At 62.8% G+C, this 18,315-nt stretch carries 18 protein-coding genes and 1 pseudogene; 4 read left to right on the top strand and 15 right to left on the bottom strand.

The window, feature by feature from the left end; all coding sequences use genetic code 11:
* Window positions 1-15: 15 nt before the first annotated feature.
* From J7302_RS10420 to J7302_RS10395, 6 genes and pseudogenes are all read right to left on the bottom strand, one after another.
* Window positions 16-570: pseudogene (locus J7302_RS10420) on the bottom strand (magnesium transporter).
* A 198-nt stretch (window positions 571-768) separates the two neighbouring features.
* Complete coding sequence (locus J7302_RS10415; RefSeq protein ID WP_215373569.1) at window positions 769-948, bottom strand: hypothetical protein; 180 nt, start codon at window positions 946-948, stop codon at window positions 769-771.
* Between the two features lie 99 nt (window positions 949-1,047).
* Entirely contained in the window at window positions 1,048-1,257 is a 210-nt protein-coding gene (locus tag J7302_RS10410; RefSeq protein ID WP_044871522.1) for a cold-shock protein, read from the bottom strand.
* A 245-nt stretch (window positions 1,258-1,502) separates the two neighbouring features.
* Window positions 1,503-2,054 carry a cytochrome C gene (locus J7302_RS10405; protein WP_251701985.1) on the bottom strand — a complete coding sequence of 184 codons (552 nt, stop codon included), beginning with the start codon at window positions 2,052-2,054 and terminating at the stop codon, window positions 1,503-1,505.
* Between the two features lie 206 nt (window positions 2,055-2,260).
* The gene (locus tag J7302_RS10400; RefSeq protein WP_215373567.1) at window positions 2,261-3,391 is read right to left on the bottom strand and encodes a PilT/PilU family type 4a pilus ATPase; all 1,131 of its coding nucleotides are present in this window, start codon (window positions 3,389-3,391) and stop codon (window positions 2,261-2,263) included.
* A 69-nt stretch (window positions 3,392-3,460) separates the two neighbouring features.
* A complete protein-coding gene (locus J7302_RS10395) occupies window positions 3,461-5,425 on the bottom strand; it encodes a sigma-54-dependent Fis family transcriptional regulator (RefSeq protein WP_215373565.1) in 1,965 nt (654 codons plus the stop codon).
* A gap of 345 nt (window positions 5,426-5,770) precedes the next feature.
* Here J7302_RS10395 and J7302_RS10390 point away from each other — a divergent pair, with 345 nt between their 5' ends.
* A complete protein-coding gene (locus tag J7302_RS10390; RefSeq protein WP_215373563.1) occupies window positions 5,771-6,694 on the top strand; it encodes a transporter in 924 nt (307 codons plus the stop codon).
* 246 nt (window positions 6,695-6,940) lie between these two features.
* On the opposite strand, the gene J7302_RS10385 is transcribed toward J7302_RS10390, so the two are convergent.
* From J7302_RS10385 to J7302_RS10350, 8 genes are all read right to left on the bottom strand, one after another.
* A complete protein-coding gene (locus J7302_RS10385; RefSeq protein ID WP_215373561.1) occupies window positions 6,941-9,031 on the bottom strand; it encodes an LTA synthase family protein in 2,091 nt (696 codons plus the stop codon).
* A gap of 393 nt (window positions 9,032-9,424) precedes the next feature.
* Entirely contained in the window at window positions 9,425-10,801 is a 1,377-nt protein-coding gene (locus J7302_RS10380) for an ATP-binding protein (protein WP_215373559.1), read from the bottom strand.
* Entirely contained in the window at window positions 10,798-11,460 is a 663-nt protein-coding gene (locus J7302_RS10375) for a response regulator (RefSeq protein ID WP_215373557.1), read from the bottom strand. The genes J7302_RS10380 and J7302_RS10375 overlap by 4 nt, the downstream gene beginning before the upstream one ends.
* 12 nt (window positions 11,461-11,472) lie before the next feature.
* Complete coding sequence (locus J7302_RS10370; protein ID WP_215373555.1) at window positions 11,473-12,111, bottom strand: tetratricopeptide repeat protein; 639 nt, start codon at window positions 12,109-12,111, stop codon at window positions 11,473-11,475.
* Window positions 12,111-12,917, bottom strand: coding sequence for an SDR family oxidoreductase (locus J7302_RS10365; RefSeq protein ID WP_215373553.1), 807 nt, complete (start codon window positions 12,915-12,917; stop codon window positions 12,111-12,113). Before J7302_RS10365 ends, J7302_RS10370 begins: the two co-directional genes overlap by 1 nt.
* On the bottom strand, window positions 12,904-13,593 hold the full coding sequence (locus J7302_RS10360; protein WP_215373551.1) for a TenA family transcriptional regulator: 690 nt from the start codon (window positions 13,591-13,593) through the stop codon (window positions 12,904-12,906). Before J7302_RS10360 ends, J7302_RS10365 begins: the two co-directional genes overlap by 14 nt.
* Window positions 13,590-15,068: an AMP-binding protein gene (locus tag J7302_RS10355; RefSeq protein WP_215373549.1), complete on the bottom strand. Its 1,479-nt coding sequence runs from the start codon at window positions 15,066-15,068 to the stop codon at window positions 13,590-13,592. Before J7302_RS10355 ends, J7302_RS10360 begins: the two co-directional genes overlap by 4 nt.
* The gene (locus J7302_RS10350) at window positions 15,058-15,732 is read right to left on the bottom strand and encodes a thermostable hemolysin (RefSeq protein WP_215373546.1); all 675 of its coding nucleotides are present in this window, start codon (window positions 15,730-15,732) and stop codon (window positions 15,058-15,060) included. The genes J7302_RS10355 and J7302_RS10350 overlap by 11 nt, the downstream gene beginning before the upstream one ends.
* A 216-nt stretch (window positions 15,733-15,948) precedes the next feature.
* Here J7302_RS10350 and J7302_RS10345 point away from each other — a divergent pair, with 216 nt between their 5' ends.
* The 3 genes from J7302_RS10345 to J7302_RS10335 all read left to right on the top strand — a co-directional run bounded on the left by J7302_RS10345 (window position 15,949) and on the right by J7302_RS10335 (window position 17,916).
* Window positions 15,949-16,299, top strand: a complete 351-nt coding sequence (locus tag J7302_RS10345) for a DUF3703 domain-containing protein (RefSeq protein WP_215373544.1) — start codon at window positions 15,949-15,951, stop codon at window positions 16,297-16,299.
* Window positions 16,300-16,735: 436 nt separating this feature from the next.
* Window positions 16,736-17,176, top strand: coding sequence for a YqaA family protein (locus J7302_RS10340; protein ID WP_215373542.1), 441 nt, complete (start codon window positions 16,736-16,738; stop codon window positions 17,174-17,176).
* A complete protein-coding gene (locus tag J7302_RS10335) occupies window positions 17,173-17,916 on the top strand; it encodes a TraX family protein (RefSeq protein ID WP_215373540.1) in 744 nt (247 codons plus the stop codon). The genes J7302_RS10340 and J7302_RS10335 overlap by 4 nt, the downstream gene beginning before the upstream one ends.
* 62 nt (window positions 17,917-17,978) lie before the next feature.
* Here J7302_RS10335 and J7302_RS10330 read toward each other — a convergent pair whose 3' ends face one another.
* Window positions 17,979-18,305, bottom strand: a complete 327-nt coding sequence (locus J7302_RS10330; RefSeq protein WP_215373537.1) for a rhodanese-like domain-containing protein — start codon at window positions 18,303-18,305, stop codon at window positions 17,979-17,981.
* Window positions 18,306-18,315: the final 10 nt, after the last annotated feature.

The raw sequence follows: 18,315 nt of genomic DNA, 5'->3' as shown, positions 1-18,315 counted from the left end.
TCATCCGCTCCAGGCCTACACCATCCGGTGCAGCTGATGCAGCCTGTGCTGCAACCCTTCGGCCCAGTCGGGCGTGGCCTGCCCGGTACCCGCCCGTTTCAGCACTGGGTGATGGCTGACCTCGCGCGTGAGGATTTCCTCCTGGGTCGGCTTCACATCGACGAAGAATATGCGCTTGCCATCGCGCAGGAGCTGCTCGAAGCGTTTGACGATGGGATTGGGCGTCTGGATTCCGAACAGGCTACCTTCCCAGGTGCTGAAGTCGAACAGGACCACAGCCAGGAAAACGAATGGAACCCAGCCGACGGAGGTCTCGGTTCAGCCACTGAACCAGGCCATCAGCAGCATCAGTACTGCCAGCGCCAGGCCGATGCCAACGCCGATTAGGCTGGAATGTACAAGGTCGCGTTTCATGACGGACGAAACGTCGTGTAGCTGGTGCTTTTCGACTTCGGCGTCGCGTTCGCTGAGGACATGGATCTGCTCGTGATCGATGCCGCAGGCTTCGAGTTCGCTTTCGACCTTTTCCAGATCGTTGAGGTTGTCGCTGACGTAGTAATGCCGCTGCATGGCACACCTCTCATCTCGCTGTTTCCAGCCCCCAACTGGCTTGTCCCTTTGCGGCCAATGTGGCCAGCGTGGAAGTGTAGCCCTGACTGATGCTGGTCAAGCGGCGCCTGCCCATCGGCAGACGTGGGCCGGTTCAGCCCGGCCCTGGCGCCCGGCGGAGGGGCATTGCACCCTTCCGCCCGGGGGCGCGCAAGCGTCTTACTTGTTGCCGATGCGGATATGGCGGCTCGGGGTCACCTGGGCGCTGACGCCCTTGGCGATTTCCTGGATTTCCCCGCCTTGCTTGAGGAAGGCTGCTACCTGGGCTTCCAGCGACTCGCTGGTGGCCGTTGCCGGCGGTGCTTTCGGGGTGCGGCTGTGGGAGTTCTTGATTCGCATGTCACATCCTCGTTCCGGGCCCGCCGCGATGGGGCAGCCCTGGAAGGTATCCGGAAAAAAAAACCGGCCCGAAGGCCGGTTTCTTCATTCTGTGCGTGATCAGATCACTTGCACTTCGTCGGCTTGCATGCCTTTTTGGCCCTGCACAGCGATGAAAGAGACCTTCTGGCCTTCTTTCAGGCTTTTGAAGCCGGCGCTTTGGATAGAACGGTAGTGAACGAACAGATCCGGACCGTTATCGGTGGTAATGAAACCGTAGCCCTTTTCATCGTTGAACCACTTGACGGTGCCGGTTTGGCGCTCGGACATTGGAATGTCTCCTAGAAACTGAGTTAAAGCTCGGCTGGATCTTTCCAGCCTGTCACTGAGTGCAGAAGGTCAGCAACCGATGAAGAGGGGACCGCTTGAGTACAGACCATTTCCCGGCGACACATGCATCACAGCGCCCGACACAATACCTGTGCTTTCGAGGAATGCCTAACCTTTTTATTTTCGAGCCGTCGGACGGCAGCGAAATCGGAGGCCCTGGAGCATGTCGATCGTCCAAGCGTCGCTCAGGGCACCGCGCCCGGAAACTGCGCGTAGGGCATCTTCGGCATCTGGTCCGGGGGCAAGTAGAGGGGCGCCGGCGCGCCTGAGGGGCCGAGGTGGCGGATGTAACGGAAGATCGCCATCAGGTCCTCATCGCGCATCTTGCGCAGGTTGAACCAGGGCATGGGCGGCCGCCACGGGCCGCGTGCGTGGCTCAGCCATTGCTGCTCCGTGAGGTTCTGCACCACCAGCCGCAAGTTGGAGGCATAGGTCGTCCCCCAGGGGCCTCGCCAACCGAGCTGGCTGCCGGTGAGCCAGAGTTTCTCGTCGACCTTGCCGTCGGTCTCCATGTAGCCGGGGGTGTGGCAGTCATTGCAGCCGGAGACTTGGATCAGATAGCGGCCGCGTTGAACGTCGGACTCTGCTTTGAGATCGGCACAGGCGCTGCCGACCGTGAACAGCATCAGCAGGGCGATGATGCTTCCGTACTTGCCTGTCGTGTGGCGGTGTCTGTCAGAAATGGGCGCGCTTTGGGTAGCTGAAGGACCCGGGTGTGCGAGGTGGGCTGGCTTCATGGCGGCGATCCGCTGCGGGTAAGACTACGGCCGGCAACGACCGCAGTCGTGACAATGGAACTACCTGAAAAACGATAGCAGGGTGCCCATTGCCTGCTGCCGTAGGTGAAAACCGGTCATCGGGTCGACCAATGGAATTGCGGACACCCGAAGCAGGCAAGATGTGCCCCGAGTCAAGGACCCAGCATGGCTGTTTAGCTCAAGGCTCAACCGTCGCGCAGAACCTTCATTTCCGCGTCGGCGGCACCGAAGCCGCGCTCAAGCTTGATCTTCAGGCCCAGGTCGGTGCGCGAATCGGCGAACTTCAGCGCATCGGCCAGGGAGATTCGCCCCGTCTGGAAGAGCGTGTAGAGGTGCTGGTCGAAGGTCTGCATGCCCTGTTCCAGCGCCCGCTCGGTGGCGGATTTGAGGTCATCGAGTTGATCGCGCTGGATCAGGTCGCGGATGTACGGTGTGCCCAGCATCAGCTCCACCGCCGCCACCCGATTCTGCGCCAGGCCCGGCACCAGGCGCTGGCCGATCATCGCCAGCAGGTTCTGCGACAGGTCTGCCAGCACCTGGCGCCGCGCCTCTTCAGGGAAGAAACGGGCGATGCGCTCGATGGCGTGGCTGCTGCTGGTGCCGTGCAGGGTCGCCAGGCACAAGTGGCCGGTTTCGGCGTAGTGCAGGGCGTGCTGCATGGTATCCAGGTCACGGATCTCGCCAAGCATGATCACGTCCGGGGCTTCGCGCAGCACGTTGCGCAGGGCGTCGGAGAAGCTGTGGGTGTCCAGGCCGATCTCGCGTTGGTCGATGATGGACTTCTGGTGCGAATGGAGGAACTCGATCGGATCTTCGATACAGACGATATGGCCGCTGCGGTGGCGGTTGCGGTAGTCCAGCATCGCCGCCAGGGTGGTGGACTTGCCGGAGCCGGCGGCGCCGATCACCAGGATCAGGCCGCGGTCCTGCATCGACAGTTTCTCCAGGATCGGCGGCAGGCCGAGTGCGGCGACGCTGGGGATGTCGCTCTTGATCAGGCGGATCACCATGGCGACCTCGCCACGCTGGTAGTAGACGTTGATCCGGAAGCGCCCGCTGCGCTGCACGCTGACGGCGAGGTTCATCTCCAGGTCGCGCTCGAATTCGGCGATCTGCTTCTGGGTCATCAGCTGGTAGGCCATCAGCTGGACTTCGCCTGGCTTGAGCACCTCTTCGCCCGCTGGCTGGCTGTGCCCTTCAACCTTCATGTGCGGCGGAGCGCCGACGCTGAGGAAAAGGTCGGACCCACCGCGCTCGTAAAGCTGCTGGAGGTAGGGAAATACGTCTACGGAGCGGTGATCGGGTGAGTCGTTCATGCGTTCTCCTGCGTCATCGGCGCGAAGCCTAGCAGCGGCCAACCGGCCGCAATATGACGCGCATCAAAATCAATCCTGAGCGTTGGGCGCGACTATGCCGAAGACCTTCATCCAGCGATACAGCGTCGGCCGCGACATCCCCAGCTCGCGGGCCGCGGCGCTGACGTTCCAGCGGTGACGGCGCAGGGTGTCCTCAAGGTCGCGGGCCTGGCTGCCCTGCTGTTCCTGGAGGGGCAGGGGGCGTTCGGCCTGGCGGGGATTGACGCTGGGCAGGCACTCGTCGGGCAGGTCGTTGACTGTGACTTCTTCCGTTTCGGCAGTCGCCAGGGCGTACTGCAGGGCGTTGCGCAGTTCGCGGATATTGCCTGGCCAGCCATACCCCAGCAGGGCGCTCATGGCATCGCCGCGAATCCTCGCAATGCGCTGACGCTGCTCGCAGAGCTCCCTGAACACGCGTTCGATCAGATAACCCTTGTCGGCGCGTTCGCGCAGTGGGGGCAGGCGAAGGGTAGCGCCGTTGAGCCGGTAGAACAGGTCCTCGCGGAACTGCCCGGCCTCAATCATCTGCCGCAGGTCGCGGTGGCTGGCGGCAATGACGCGGATGTCGACCTTGATCGGTTTCTCGCCACCCAGCGGCATCACCTCCTGTTCTGCCAGCACGCGCAGCAGGCGGGTTTGCAGGTGCAGCGGCATGTCGCCGATTTCGTCGAGGAACAGGGTGCCGCCATCGGCCTGTTGGATCAGTCCGCGCATGCCCTTGCTGCGTGCACCAGTGAAGGTGCCAGGCTGGTAGCCGAACAATTCGCTTTCGATCAGGGATTCGGGCATCGCCGCGCAGTTGATGGCGATGAAGGGGGCTTTGCGGCGGTTGCTGCTGTCGTGCAGCGCCCGCGCCAGGCGCTCCTTGCCGGTGCCGGTCTCGCCGTTGAGCAGCACGTTGAGTGGTTCGCTGCACAGGCGCTTGGCTCGGGCGAGCATCTTGCGCATGGCCGGGTCGTCATCGGCCAGTTCGTCCAGAGGGCACAGCGCCTGTTGCGCGGGGTTGCCCAGAGTCGCGACCGGCTGCCGGCTGGGCTCCATCAGGGCGGCGAAGAACAGTGCATTCTGCCGGTGGGTGCGGAAGGCGCGTACCTGGTCGGGGCTGGCGTGGGGAATGCTGAAAATATCATCCGGCTCGCAGTCGAACAGGTCCTGGATTCGCACTTGACGCGCCAGCGCCGAGGCGCGTTCGGGAAGTGCCAGGCCACATTCGGCGAGCAGGTTGCGGGCGGCGGTATTGGCTGCGAGCAGCGTACCGTCACCGGCCAGCGCGAGCAGGTATTGGCGATTGATCAGCACGAACTCGCGCGAGCGATCGAAGCACAGGATGTGGCTTTCGCGGTAGCGCCGCAGGAAGTAGGCATCCTCGATCATCCGCGCATACTGTTTGACCAACTGCAGGGCGAATTGCTGGGAGTCCTTCGAGGGAGGCGAGTTGAGCGCCGAGATGTCGAGTACCGCCAGCAGCTGGCCCTGGGGGTTGAAAATCGGCACTGCGGTGCAGGTCAGGGCGATGTGGTGGGCGCTGAAATGATCGTGGTGGTGGCAGGTGAGCGGCTGCTGCTCCTTGATGCAGGTGCCGACGGCGCAGGTTCCAGCGTGGTCTTCGCTCCAGTCCGCACCGAGGTAGAGCCCGGTCTTGCGGTGACTGGCCTCATCCAGCGGGTCGCCCAGGAACTGCACGGTGATGCCGCGGTTGTCGGTGAGCAGGATTACGTAACCCAACTCGGCGATGTGTCGGTACAGCTGCTCGACGCCAGCGCGGGCGACGTTGATCAACTCGTCGGCCTGGTCCTGGTGCTCGCGCAGCACCTGGCGCGGAACGAAGCGAGGTGGTGCAGGCTTGGACGGATCGAGGCCGTAGTCCTGGATACAGCGCTTCCACGAGCGAGTAATGATGGGCTCGCGGCCCGGGCCTGGCTGCGTGGCGTTGGCGTCGGCGGCGTAGGACAACACGGTGTCGATATGCAGGCTCGGAGTCGAAATGGTGCTCATGCAGCCTCCTCGGACAGCGGGCGACGCGGTGTCCCCGGTATCCGCGATGACGATCTTGTTCTTGTTCGGCGGCAGCGCGTGGCGGAGCGGGCTGGCACGTTCGACCACACCTTACGAGTTTAGACCGTGGTCGTCACCTGCCCGATGGTTGTAAAGCGGCCTTACAGCTGGCCTTACACCTGTAACTTCCAATGATGTTCATGGGCAGGTTTTTTCCATGAATTAATCTTGGGAAAATGATGAAATTCAATCGGTTAGATATGTTGGGCAAGGCGTGGCACGCATCCTGCGCCAGGGTTGTCCGGCCCCCTGGCGGGGTAGAACAACAAGAAACGAGGATGCACGATGCTGCCTGTCTACCAAGGGACCAGCCTGGCTGGCCCGTCCACAGTCGATAACAGAACCTGGGTTGCAGCCTGGAGCCTGGGGTTGCTGGTGTGTTGCCTGTCGGCCCTCCAGCCAGCCCGTGCGCTGGACCTGGATGCCGGCGACTACGTCCCGGCACCTGCCGGCACCACGCTGGGCCTGCTCTATCTTCAAGGCGCCGAACGCGACCACCTCTACCAGCAGGGAGAACGCATTCCCGATTCGCCCGGGTTGGACTCGGAGATCGGCATCCTGCGTCTGGTCCATTACACCGACCTTGCCGGTTACCGGGTGGCGCCGCAGGTGCTGGTGCCCTTTGGCCGGCTCGACGGGCGCAATGGCCTGGAAGATACCGAGGGCCTGGCCGACCCCATCCTCGCCATGCCGCTTTGGCTAGTCAACGACCCCGACAATCGTCGCCACTTCGGTATCACGCCGTACCTGTTCCTGCCCTTGGGCGAGTATGACTCCGATGACCCGTTGAATCTTGGTGAGAATCGCTGGAAGTTCAATCTTCAGGCCGGCTATGTAACCGGGCTGACCGAGAAGCTGTCGCTGGACCTTTCGGCTGATGCGATGTTCTACGGCCGCAACCGCCACTACGGCAGCGGTCGCTGGACCCATCGGCAGAAGCCCAGCTACCAGTACCAGGGGTTTCTGCGCTATCAGCTCAGCCCGACGCTGGACTTGCGCGCGGGCCTCTCGTGGCTCGACGGCGGCGAGAACCAGGTCGATCGACAATGGCTGGATGACCGGCAAGAGAACGGCAAGTGGTCGCTGGGTTTCTCCTGGTTCTTCCTGCCTCAGACGCAGGTGGCGGCCACCTACGGGCGGGACTTTGAGGTGGAGAACGGATTTCGGGAGGATGGCCGGGTGAATATCCGCTTGTTGCAGGTGTTCTGACCACCCCCCACCCCTGGGTCCTCAGCGGCAATTCTCCCGTGGACGAGCGGCTGCGGGGGGGCGGCCAGGCCCGTATGGGTTACGCGTCACCATCCCCCCTTGCGTTGTGCGACCCGAGTGGGGGCTCTTGGCAACGGCGCGTATGGCCATTGAAAAGCCCCCGGTGCCGTCAGGCAGCGGGGGCTTTTTCATCTGGAGCAGCCTCGACCTTGAGGGTCAATTCACTCGCAAGGGGCCGCGCAGGCCTTACTGCTTGTCTGGCACACCGTTCACCACGCCTGCGGTGTTATTCAACAGGCTCTTGGTCGCGGTCTGCAGGAACGCTTCCAGGTACTTCTGCAGGCGTGGGTCGCTGTCGCCAGGTACGCGCTCGGCCTTGGCATCGGCGCCCAGCTGGTACTGGTAAAGGCGCGGCGGCAAGTCCCTCGGTTGCACCAGGATGCGGTCACTGCTGACGATCGCAACAGTCTGGTCGCTACCGGACGGTTTGATCACGCCAATGCCCGGATCGCCTTCCGGCAGATTCAGCAGGTCACGCCCCCAGCACTGATGGCGTACGTCGCCGCCCAGGCGGCCCATGATGGTGGGCACCACGTCGATCTGGGTGCCGACGCTATGGTTGCGGCTGCCGAATTTCTCCTGCACACCCGGACCAATCAGCAGCAGTGGCACGTTGAAACGGAACAGGTCCATCTCGGTGAGCTGTTGAGGGCTGCTGAAGCCGTGGTCGCCAACCAGGACGAACAGGGTGTCCTTGAAGTAAGGCGATTGACGCGCCTTCTCAAAGAACTGGCCGAGCGACCAGTCGGCGTAGCGCATGGCGGTCAGGTGCTCATCCAGGGAGCCGTGCCCGGTGACCGGCTCCACAGGGAGATCCTTGGGCAGGGCGTAGGGCGTGTGGTTGGAGAGGGTTTGCAGCAAGGCGTAGAAGGGCTTGTCGCTGGGCAACTTGTCCAACTCCACAGCTGCGCGGTCGAACATGTCCTGGTCAGATACGCCCCACGTGGGGTCCATGAATACCGGGTTGACGAAGTCTTCACGGCCGACGAAACGGGTCATGCCCTGATTGGCGAAGAAGCCGGACTGGTTATCCCACTGGAAGTTGCCGTTGTAGACATAAACGTCGTTGAAATCGCGCGCGCTCAACAACTGCGGCAGGCCGGAGAACTTGTGTGCGCCCTCGGGGGTGCGCATCAGGTACTCGAAGCTAGGTAAGTTGGGGAAGCACGCCATGGAGGCGAACATGCCCTGGTGGGTGTGCGTGCCATTGGAGAAGAATCGGTCGAACAGCAGGCCTTCTTTGGCCAGCTTGTCGAAGTTGGGGGTGATGCTGTCAGTGTTGCCGAGGGCGCCGACGTAGCGGCCGGCGAAGCTCTCCATGAGGATCACCACGACGTTGCGGATCGGCAGGGTGGCTTCGACCGGAGGGGTGAAGTCACGGCGGATTGCTGCGGTGTCGGCGTCCACCAGCGTATCGTTGGGGGTCAACAGCATTTCCCGAACGGCGACCAGTGCATCCTCATCGGGCATCGTGGCCTTCCAGGCATTGTCGCGGTGGGACGAGAAGCTGTTCTTGGCCGCGTCCACCAGCGTCAGGGTGCCGTTGAGACCCAACTGGTTGGCGAACATCGATTCGGTGGTGAAGGCATCGCCCCAGCGCAGCGGAGGACCCTGGCGCACGTGACCACGGGCGGCGACCACGGCTACCACCAGACACAGGGTGAAGACGACCGAACGTGCGGCCCAGTGCGCGGGGGCATGGTGTGCAGCGTGGTGCGGTGCAGCCTTGGACTGCGGGCGGCTGAGCAGGTCGAGGCCGCGGAACATCTGGTACAGCAGCCAGGTGGCAACGGCCCAGGCCAGCAGGTAGCGACCTACCGGGAAGCCGTTCCAGACCATGCTGCCGACTGTGCCCAGGTCTTCCTGCATGTACTGGAACACCAGGCTGTTCAGGCGTTGGTGGAACTCCCGATAGAAGTCCAGTTCGCTGATGCCTAGCAGCAGGGTGAGGCTGGCAAAGGCTGTAAGCCAGAGCTTGTGCAGGTTGCGGGCGGCCATCGCACGCGTGCTCAGCAGCGACAACATCAGCGGAATGCAGGCGAACACCACCACGCGCAGGTCGAAGCGCACCCCGTTGAGGAATGCCTCGACGAATACCGAAGCCGGGCTATCTCCGATCAGCTCGCGGTTGTAAACCAGCAGGGCCAGGCGCAGCAGGCTGTACATCACCATCAGCGCAGCAGCGCTGAGCAAGGTGAACGTCAGGTGTCCCTTGACGGTCGGGATCCCCTGACGGGCCAACGTCGGGCGAGAGGTGATTGATTCCTTGGCAGTCATGCGATCAAACATCCATAAAGCAACTGAAGAAAATCCGGCGAGCGAAATGCCAGCATTGTCGGAGGGAGAAAACCTCTGAACGGCGGAAGGGTTCACGGCAGGACATATTACAGGTATGTGTCGGTACCGGGGCCGGCGGGGAACATTGCCAGATGGCGTGTGAAGAAAATGTCATGCTGGGTTGGGTGATTGTGACGAAACGATTCAAACGGGCATTCAGCAGATCGGCGCAAACCCCGAAAACTTCGGGGGATTGCGGACGATATGTTGGAGTACCTGCAGCAAGCACTCCTGATTCCTGCGGGGCCACATGGCGCACTTTGCCCTCGGCCAGGCAGGCCCGCGCGGGACGCCGGATTTCGGCAAGCCGCTTCCTGCATTCCTGGCGCGTTACTACCCGAGCGACCGCTTCGGCAGTCGCAGTTCAGCGCAGAGTCCGCCTTCGGCTCGGTTGCGCAGCTTGATGCTGCCGCCCAGGCGAGTGGCGATCATCTCGACGATGGCCAGCCCAAGCCCAGCACCTTGCGGGTTGTCCTGGCTGTAGAAACGCTCGAACAGGCGCTCGATCTTCTTCTCGTCGATACCTGGTCCCAGGTCCTCGACACGGATCACGAACTGGTCTGCCTCGTCGTCCGCCAGGCTGACTTTTACTTCCCCACCGGGTGGGGAGAAGTTTGCGGCATTAGTGATCAGGTTCTGCAGGGCGATGCCGATGGCCGCGGCATCGCTGGTCGTCCTGAAGTTTCGCTCGGGGACTTCCAGGGAAAGCTCCAGGCCCCTGTCGAAGATCAGCGGCGTCAGCTCGGCCAGGTGCTCGCGTACCACTGAGCCCAGTTCGATGGGTTGCCATTTCTGCCAGGCCAGTTCCGGCTCGACCCGTGCCATGGTCAGCAGCTGGTTGAACACCCGTGCCAGGCGGTCGACACCCACGGTCAGGAATTTCAGGGCCTCGTTGCGTTGTTCTTCGCTGGTGGCCTCCAGGGCATTCTGCGCATGCAGGCGCAGCACGGCCAGTGGCGTGCGCATCTCATGGGCAGCATCACCAATGAAGCGGCGTTCTCGCTGCAGCACCTGGTCGATCTGCCCGAGCAGCCGGTTGAGCGCAGCCTGCATGGGCTCAAGCTCCTTCGGCAGGGGCACGATCTGCAGTGGGGCGAGGGAGTCCGCGCTGCGGTTGCGGATGACTTCCGCCATGTTCTGCAGTGGGCGCAGGCCCCAGCCGATGGCTTTCCAAACCAGGGCGGCAAGTATCACCACGCCGATCAGGTTGGGCGTCAGGGTGTGGAGGACGATGCGTTCCACCAGTTCCTGGCGAACGTCGTCCCGCTCGCCAACCCAGATGAGTAAGCCCTTGGTTGGGTCCGGCAAGACGAATCCGCGCCAGCGCTCGCTGCCCAGGGCGTAATCGTGGAAGCCCGGCCGTTGTGGCCGTGCGTCGAAAGCCGGCGCACTGGCTGAGCGCACCAGGCTCTGGCCATCCAGGCTCCAGATGTGGAAGGCCAGCTTGCTTTCATAGGGGTGGCCAACTTCATGTGGGCCGACCTTGCTCAAGGCGTCATTGAATGCGGCGTAGAGCTGCTCACGTTCGGCACTGGCCATGGGCAGGTGCATCATGCCCTGCAGCATCCGGGCGTTCTGGGCCAGTTGCGCATCGTAGATTTCCGCCACCTCGTGGCTGCTGTCGAGGTAGTTGAACAGGGCGATCAGCAGGCTGCCGAGCAACAGCAGGCACATTACCAGCCACAGAATGCGGCGTTGCAATGACATCATGGGCGCGCTTCCACCACGTATCCGATGCCCCGAACCGTGCGGATCAGCTCACTGAAGAGTTTCTTGCGCAGGTGGTGGATATGCACCTCCAGCGTGTTGCTCTCCGCCTCCTCGTCCCAGCCGTAGAGGCTCTGCACCAGCCGCTCGCGGGTCAGCACCTTGCCTGGCTGCGAGAGCAGTTCGTGCAACAGGACATATTCCTTGGGCGTCAGCTGTATCGGCTGACCGTCGTAGGTAACTTGTTGCGAGGAGGGGTCGAGTGTCACGCCGGCGTGCTCGATGAGCAGCTGTGGGCGCCCGGCACTGCGCCGCAGCAGGGCGCGCAGGCGCGCTTTCAGTTCGTTGAGGTCGAACGGCTTGACCAGGTAATCATCGGCCCCGGCATCGAGGCCGATGATGCGGTCATCGGTGGCGTCGCGGGCGGTAAGGACCAGCACCGGCAGGTTCGAGCCGCTGGCGCGCAGTTGCCGGAGCACCTGGACGCCATCGAGCCGGGGCAGCCCCAGATCGAGCACCGCCAGGTCGAAGTTCTCATTGAGCAGCGCGTGCAGGGCGCTGACGCCATCAGTCAACCAATCGATTGTGTAGCCCTCCTGGCGCAGGCCGGCGCGAACGCCGGCCCCCAGGGCGTTATCGTCTTCGACGAGCAAGAGTCGCATTGCAGTCCTTTTTTACTTTTGAATTTCCTGCAGTAAAGCATCGATTTCCTGGCGCCGGCCCTGGTCGGCCAGTTCGCGGCCGGGGCGCGGTGGTGCCTGTTTGGCCTTGAGCAGCGCTTCGCGTGCTTCCTTGTCATTGCCCTGACGGTAAAGGTGGTCGCCCCAGAAGTACAAGCTGTCGATACCGTTGGGGTTGAGCTGCAGGGCCTTGCGCAGCAGTTTTTCCGCTTCATCTTCATCGCCGAAGCTTACGGGCCAGCCCGGCACGCGGTCATACAGGGCACCGAGGCTGGTGTAGGCCGAGCCTTGCAGTGCGTTCGGGTCGAGCTGGATGGCTTTCTCCAGCGCAGCGCGGGCGTCCTTGACCTTGCCCAGGGCACCCAGGCCGCCATCGGCACCGGCCCAGCTGCTGGTGACAATGCCATGCCAGATCCAGGCTTCGGCGGCATTTGGTGCGCTACGGGTGAAGGCGCTGGATTGCGCAGCCAGCTTCTCGAACTCGGCGGCTTGCTGCTTTTTTGGCGTCTGGTACTGGATTTCGGCCCAACGCTGCTGGATTTCCGTCAGGCGTTGTCCGTTTGCACCGTCGAGGGCCCAGGTCGGGCCGCTGAGGGCCAGCAGGAGGCCCAGGGAGCAGAGCAGTCTTTTCATCATGAGTGTTCCTTGGCATGAGTAGGGGAGGTGAAGCGACGGATGATCGGCAGCTGTTTGTGCAGGGCTCGATCGATCAGCCCGGGCAGCATGCTGTTGATGCGCACGAAGAGTTTTTCCGGCCAGCCCAGGTAGAGTTCGGAAAGGTTTTTCTCGATGGCTGCGATGACCGCCTGGGCGACATACGCCGGCTCGTCCATGCCGACCTTGAGCTCGGCATTCAGGGCCATGGCCGCGCTGCTGTTCATGCTGGTGCGCGTAGCCCGGGGGGCGATGTAGAGCACGTTCACCGTCGTGTCCGCCAGCTCGCGGCGCAAAGCTTCGGAGAAGCCGCGCAAGGCGAACTTGCTGGCGCAGTACACGGCATAGCCGGGATAGCCAATGGAGCCGTAGATGGAGCCGACATTCACCACCAGTGCGTGGGGTTGCTGGCGCAGCATGGGCAGCATTGCGCGGGTCAGTTGCAAGGTGGCGCAGACGTTGAGCGCCAGCATGTCTTCGATTTCGCTCTCTTCGATCTGCTCCAGCAGGGCGAAGCGGTTCACCCCGGCGGCGTTGATCAGCAAATTGACTCCGCCCAGACGGCGCGCAGCGTCCACCACCAGCTTGCGCTCATGGGCTTCCCGCAGGTCCGCACCAACCCAGGACATCGCGTCCGGGTAGCGACGCAGCAAGTCCTCCAGAGCGTCGCGGTTGCGGCTCACAGTCAGCACGCGCGCGCCCCCCGCGCAAAGTGCTTCCGCCAGCGCCAGGCCGATGCCGCCGCTGGCACCGGTCAACAATACCCGGCAATCAGCAAGTTGCATGGCGCACCTCGTTGACGGTCACCGGCACGGCGCGCGGCAGGCCACGGAACATCTCGGTGTAGAGCTGATAGACCACCTTGGCGGCGTGGATCACAGCGGCCTTGTCGTCTTCATCTTCCAGACGGTTCATCAGCTTCCGGTAGGTGACCATATGGTCCTGATCCAGGCTGCCGTGGGAGGACAGGTAGCTGAAAGCGGTCTCGGGCAGGCCAAGGCTTTTCTGGATGGTGCCGGCAGCCTGGGTGGCCAGGGCGATACTGGTGCCTTCAAGGACGTTGACCATGCCGAACAGGCCGACCGGGTTGCCGCGTGCGATCAGGTCGTAGAGGTAGGCCACCATCAGTTCGATGGGCAGCGTGGGCTGGCTGCCGGCGACTTGTTCGGCGTCTCCGCCGCAGGCGGCGATGTCGTTGAGGATCCAGCGCTCATGGCCGTATTCCTCATCTATGTATTCGCATACCGCGCCACGCAGCCATTCCAGGCGCGAGGGCAGGCGGGCGCCACAGGCCATCATCAGCGGGACGGTGTGGCGCACGTGGTGGTAGGCCTGGACGAGGAAGGCGCGATAGCCCTCCAGACTGACCTCACCGGCCAGTGCTTCGCGGATCACCGGGACGCTGAACAGCGCTTCCCGTTCGCGGGCGGTGGCTGCTTGCAGTTCGTCGAAGAAATTCATGGTGCAACCTCACTGGTTTCAAGTTCGAAAAGGGTGTCTCGGTAACGCGCGAGGATCGCCTCGCGACGGGGTCGGCCATTGGCGGTAAGCAGCCCGTTGGCCGGAGTGAAGGGTTCGCTCAGCCGGTGCCAGGCGTGTACGCGGGCGTAGTCCGGAAGCTGGGCATTGGCGCGGGATACGGCCTGAGCCAAGGTGTCGTCATCGCAGGTCGGGTCCAGCGGCAGCAGTAACGCCAGGTTGCCGGGTAAGCCCTCGCCATGGACGAAGGCCTGGGCGATCACGCCGCGCTGGGTCAGCTCGGCTTCGACCCAGTCCGGGTTCACATTGCGGCCGTAGCTGGTGATGAACTGGTACTTCTTGCGGCCCTTGAGGTAGAGATAGCCATCGGCATCGAACTCGCCGATATCGCCGGTCGGCCACCATTCCCCCGTGAACGGGGTTTCGCCCAGGTAGCCCAGCAGGTGCGAGCCGTTGACCAGCACTTCGCCGTCGTTCGCCAGCTTCACCCGCACATGGGGTAGCGGCTGTCCGACACTGCCTGGGCGGTTGGCAGTAGTGCGATTCAGGCACACCACCGAGGCGCACTCGGAGAGACCGTAGCCCTCGAATACCGGCAGCTCCAGCTTGGCCGCACGGGCCAGCAGCGCTGGCGATACCCGCGCACCGCCCACGGCGACGAAGCGGAACTGGTCAGTACGCAACAAGCCGCGCTCCAGGGCGGTGACCAGTCCGAGCAGCAGTTGCGGTACCAGGATCATGCTCTGCGCACCGCTGAGCACCAGGGTGCCCAGGAAACGCTGCCAATCCACACCGCTGGCGCCCTGGATGCCTACTTGCCGCTGTGGCAAAAGTGTCAGTGTGGCGCCGGCGATCAGGGCGGCGTAAAGCCCGAGATTCTCCAGCAGCACAGCGAGAGGTAGTACGGCCAGATATTGCTGGGGTTGGGCCGGGCGACTGACATTCTCCAATTCACGCGCCACTCGCAGCAGGGCTTCGGCGCTGAGGCAGACGCCCTTTGGCTGGCCGGTGGTGCCAGAGGTGTAGGTGATTTTTGCAGTGCCGCTTGGCAGCCCATCGTCAAGTTCAACGGGCTTGCGCCAGAAGCCTCCGTCGGGCTGGTAGCCGGCGGCTTTCAACTCGTCGGCCAGTTCCGGACCCGCCATTAGCAGGTTGGCCCTGCTTTGCTCCAGGCAATGGGCGCGTTGCGCCGGGCTGAAGAACGGCGGCAGGATCAGGCAAGGCCGCTCGGCCAGCAGTGCGGCCAGGTCCCAGAGCACGGCTTGCGGGCCGTTTTCCAGACCCAGCGCGAATACGCCTGCAGGCTCCTGGCGCAGCATACGTTCGCGCCGCTCGACCTCGGCCAGCAGCGCGGCATAGTCGTAACGCTCCGTTTCGCCGCGCAGCGCCAGGCTGCTGGGTCGCATGCGTGCATGCTCATGCAGCGTTTCACGGAAGCGCTCAAGCTCAGGCCGCATGGTCAGCCTCCAGCATGATTTGCGGGAAACCCAGGCGGTCGAAGACCCCGCACTGCTCCAGCTGTGCGTAGCCGTAAAGGATGTTGCCAGCAAAGACCTGAGGCCGCTGCTCGTAATAGGTGCCCCAGAGTTCGCGCTCCTGACCGAGGCGTTGCGGGTCTGCCTGGCCGAGCACCAATGGGTCGAGACCCAGACGGCGGAAGCTGTTGATGAGGGTTGTGGCACCGGTAAACACCACCCATTCCAGTCCGCGCCTGGCCAGCAGCCAGGTCACGGCGACGATGATCAACCGGGCATTGCCGGCACTCATGGACGCCAGGTTGCCTACTTCCACTACCTGATGACGTGCCACCGGCCTGGATGCCAAGGCGGACAACCGGTTCTCCACGGGAGACTCCAGGTATTGCTCGAGGAACAGCGGGTTGCCGTCGGCGAGACGGATGCCCACCGCCGCATTCAGTGCACCATGGTGATTACGCATGGCCAGCAGCTCAGGCATGAACTGGCGCACATCTGCGCCGTGCACGTGCCGAAAACGGTTTTGAATGAAGGATTCGACGTTGGTGCGCCCGTGGTCACTAGGCTGCATCAGGGAAAGGTAGTGCTGTTGTGGCTCATGTCCGAAAGAAAAGGGGAACGCTTCGTGCCACTCGACACTGTTCATGACTGCCCTCCAGGCAACAGTGGGAATGTGGGCAGTATCTGGAGGAAGTCTTAAGGGACTCTGAAGAAACCTTAAGGCGGGTATGCATCGCTATGCCGTGATGCAAGCGGCCCCTCGCGGCAGGCTCTTGACCTTTTAGTAACTACAGGGTTTTTACTTTTGCTGTGAGGGGCTCGCCTTGAGCGCTCTCTGCAGCCTTTGAACCGAGGGGTAACTATGAAAGATGCACTGCACTCCGCGATCGACGAAGCATTCGAGCAAGCCGGGCATTCGATGCGCAAACAGCAGAGCGACGATGCCTTTCGCTGGCTGGAGCGGGCCCACATCCTCACGCAGACTCGGCCCTACCTGCACGCAAAGTCGCATTGGATGATGTTGCAGTTGGGCTGGCAGGCCCGTGATTACCGCGAGGTGGCAGGCCAGTTACCCCGTATCGTTGCCGCCCTGTTGTTTTCCAGAATCTGGGTGCCGGCCGGGAATACGGGGCGCGCGCGGGTCAGCGCTTTCGCGCCGATGCCAATCGCCGACGAACTCCAGCAATTACTGGATGGAAAGAGCCTCCGTTGAGTTTGGGTGGCTTTGGCAGAAGCCATTACGCGGATTGCCCCTTCCCTCGTATGACCGGCGTATATCGTTCTTCCTGCCCTGGTGGCACGTCGCCTTACGGCATGTTCATAGCGGCAGTTTCTGCAGATGGCCTTTTTTCCGGGCGCGGTCATAGGCTGCTTCGTGCAGGGCTCGGGCGTCGGCCGACAGCAGGGCATTCGGTGCCCCGGGAAGCCAACGAGAGGGGCGGCGAAATTGATCCTGTCCTCCCAGACGGATAATGTGCGGCCGTCAGCAGCCTTGCACAGAGGGCACGGCCTGCTAATAGTCAGGAACACGACCATCAACACCCTCGTAATGGCGAAGTCGGACACAAGGCCGTTGCGCTGCATCGTCACCATGATCGAAAACAGTCGCGCGTGACTGGATAGGGCTGAGCGCACAGGACTGCTTTCAAATGTGGGAACCAACGGGTTATTTCGGCCTCTTCCTGGCGGCATTCGGTGCCGCCACGCTGTTGCCCTTGCAATCGGAGGCCGTACTGGTCGGCCTGCTGCTTACCGACCAGTATCCTGCCCAGGTGTTGCTGGCTGTCGCGATCACGGGCAACGTGCTGGGTTCGATGGTGAATTGGTGGCTGGGCCGTTATGTGGAGCACTTTCGCCACAAACGCTGGTTTCCCGTCAGCGAAAGCAACCTGGACAGAGCCCGGCAGGCTTACCACCGGTACGGACGTTGGTCGCTATTGGCGAGTTGGGTGCCGATCATCGGTGACCCGCTCACCGTGGTTGCGGGCCTCATGCGAGAGCCGCTCTGGAGTTTCCTCATGATCGTTATCCTCGCCAAGGGGGGGCGCTACCTGGCGCTTACCGCACTGACCCTGGGCTGGGCAGGATGACCGCCCTGGTAGATCGACAGCTTGAGGTCCAATGCCGAAACGGCACCCTCGATCTGGTGAAGTGGCTCGCCATGTTGACCATGGCGTTGGATCACCTGCGCTACGTCTGGCCCGAGTTGAGCGGCCTGTTCGTACCGGGGCGGATTGCCTATCCGTTTTTTTGCCTGGCCATCGCTGCGAATGTCGCTCGCTCAAAAGTTGGCGATCTCTTCACGTCGCAAAATGTGCGCTATCTGGGGTGGCTGTTGGTATTTGCGGCACTGTCCGAGGTGCCTTACCGGATCTACTCCAGCCATTCGGCCTCACTCAACGTGCTACCCACCCTGGCACTCGGGCTGGTGATCGCCTGGGGCGTCCATCACCAGACCTTGCCCGGCGCCGTGATGGCCTCGGCTGCTGCCGTCCTGGCCTATATGCTGAGTGCCCCGCTGATGTATGGCTTCATCGGTGCGCTGATTCCTGCTGCACTGCTGTTGGCGATCAAACAGCCTGGGTGGCTATGGCTGTTGCCCGCGGTGTTGTGCGTGCTGAGCAACTCACGGAGCCATCTGCTGACTGGAGTAGCGGAGTTGCAGCTTTACCCGCTGCTGCTCCTGACCACGGCTTTTGCGGCACCTATCCTTGGTCTCTGGCTGCTGCGCCAACAGGCCAACTTCAGCGTCTGGCCCGTGAAGCGCTGGGGGTATTTGTTCTACCCGGGGCACCTGATGGCCCTGCATCTGCTGCGCGCAGTAGTGTAGTGCACCGAACGCAGCGGCTTTATTGAGCGACGTCGGGGCAGCATTCGTGAAGCAACTGCTACCTATGTGGATAGGCTCTGGGTGGGCTGGCCGGCATCGCGCCAACCGGCGAATCCGTCAATCAGGTAGCGTGCGTCGAGTCCCAGTGCCTCCAGTGTGGCAGCAATCCCCTGGCTGATCTCGCGGCCATGGGCGCAATACACAATCGCTGGCCGGTCGCGCAAAACCTGATCTTTCCAACTGAACACGGCCTCAGGGTCACGCCATTGCGCGCCGGCAATCTCGGCTGAGTCGGCCTGCCGCGCATTCGCGCGGCGCACGTCCAGCAGGGTGAAGGCTCGGCTGGCGGCCCGCCATTCCGCCAATTCACAGATCGAGATACGACTCATCGTCCACCTC

Source organism: Metapseudomonas boanensis, from assembly GCF_018704125.1.
GTDB classification, from domain to species: domain Bacteria; phylum Pseudomonadota; class Gammaproteobacteria; order Pseudomonadales; family Pseudomonadaceae; genus Metapseudomonas; species Metapseudomonas boanensis.
Note: the sequence above shows the minus strand (reverse complement) of the source record. Positions and strands in the feature narration are given on the sequence as shown.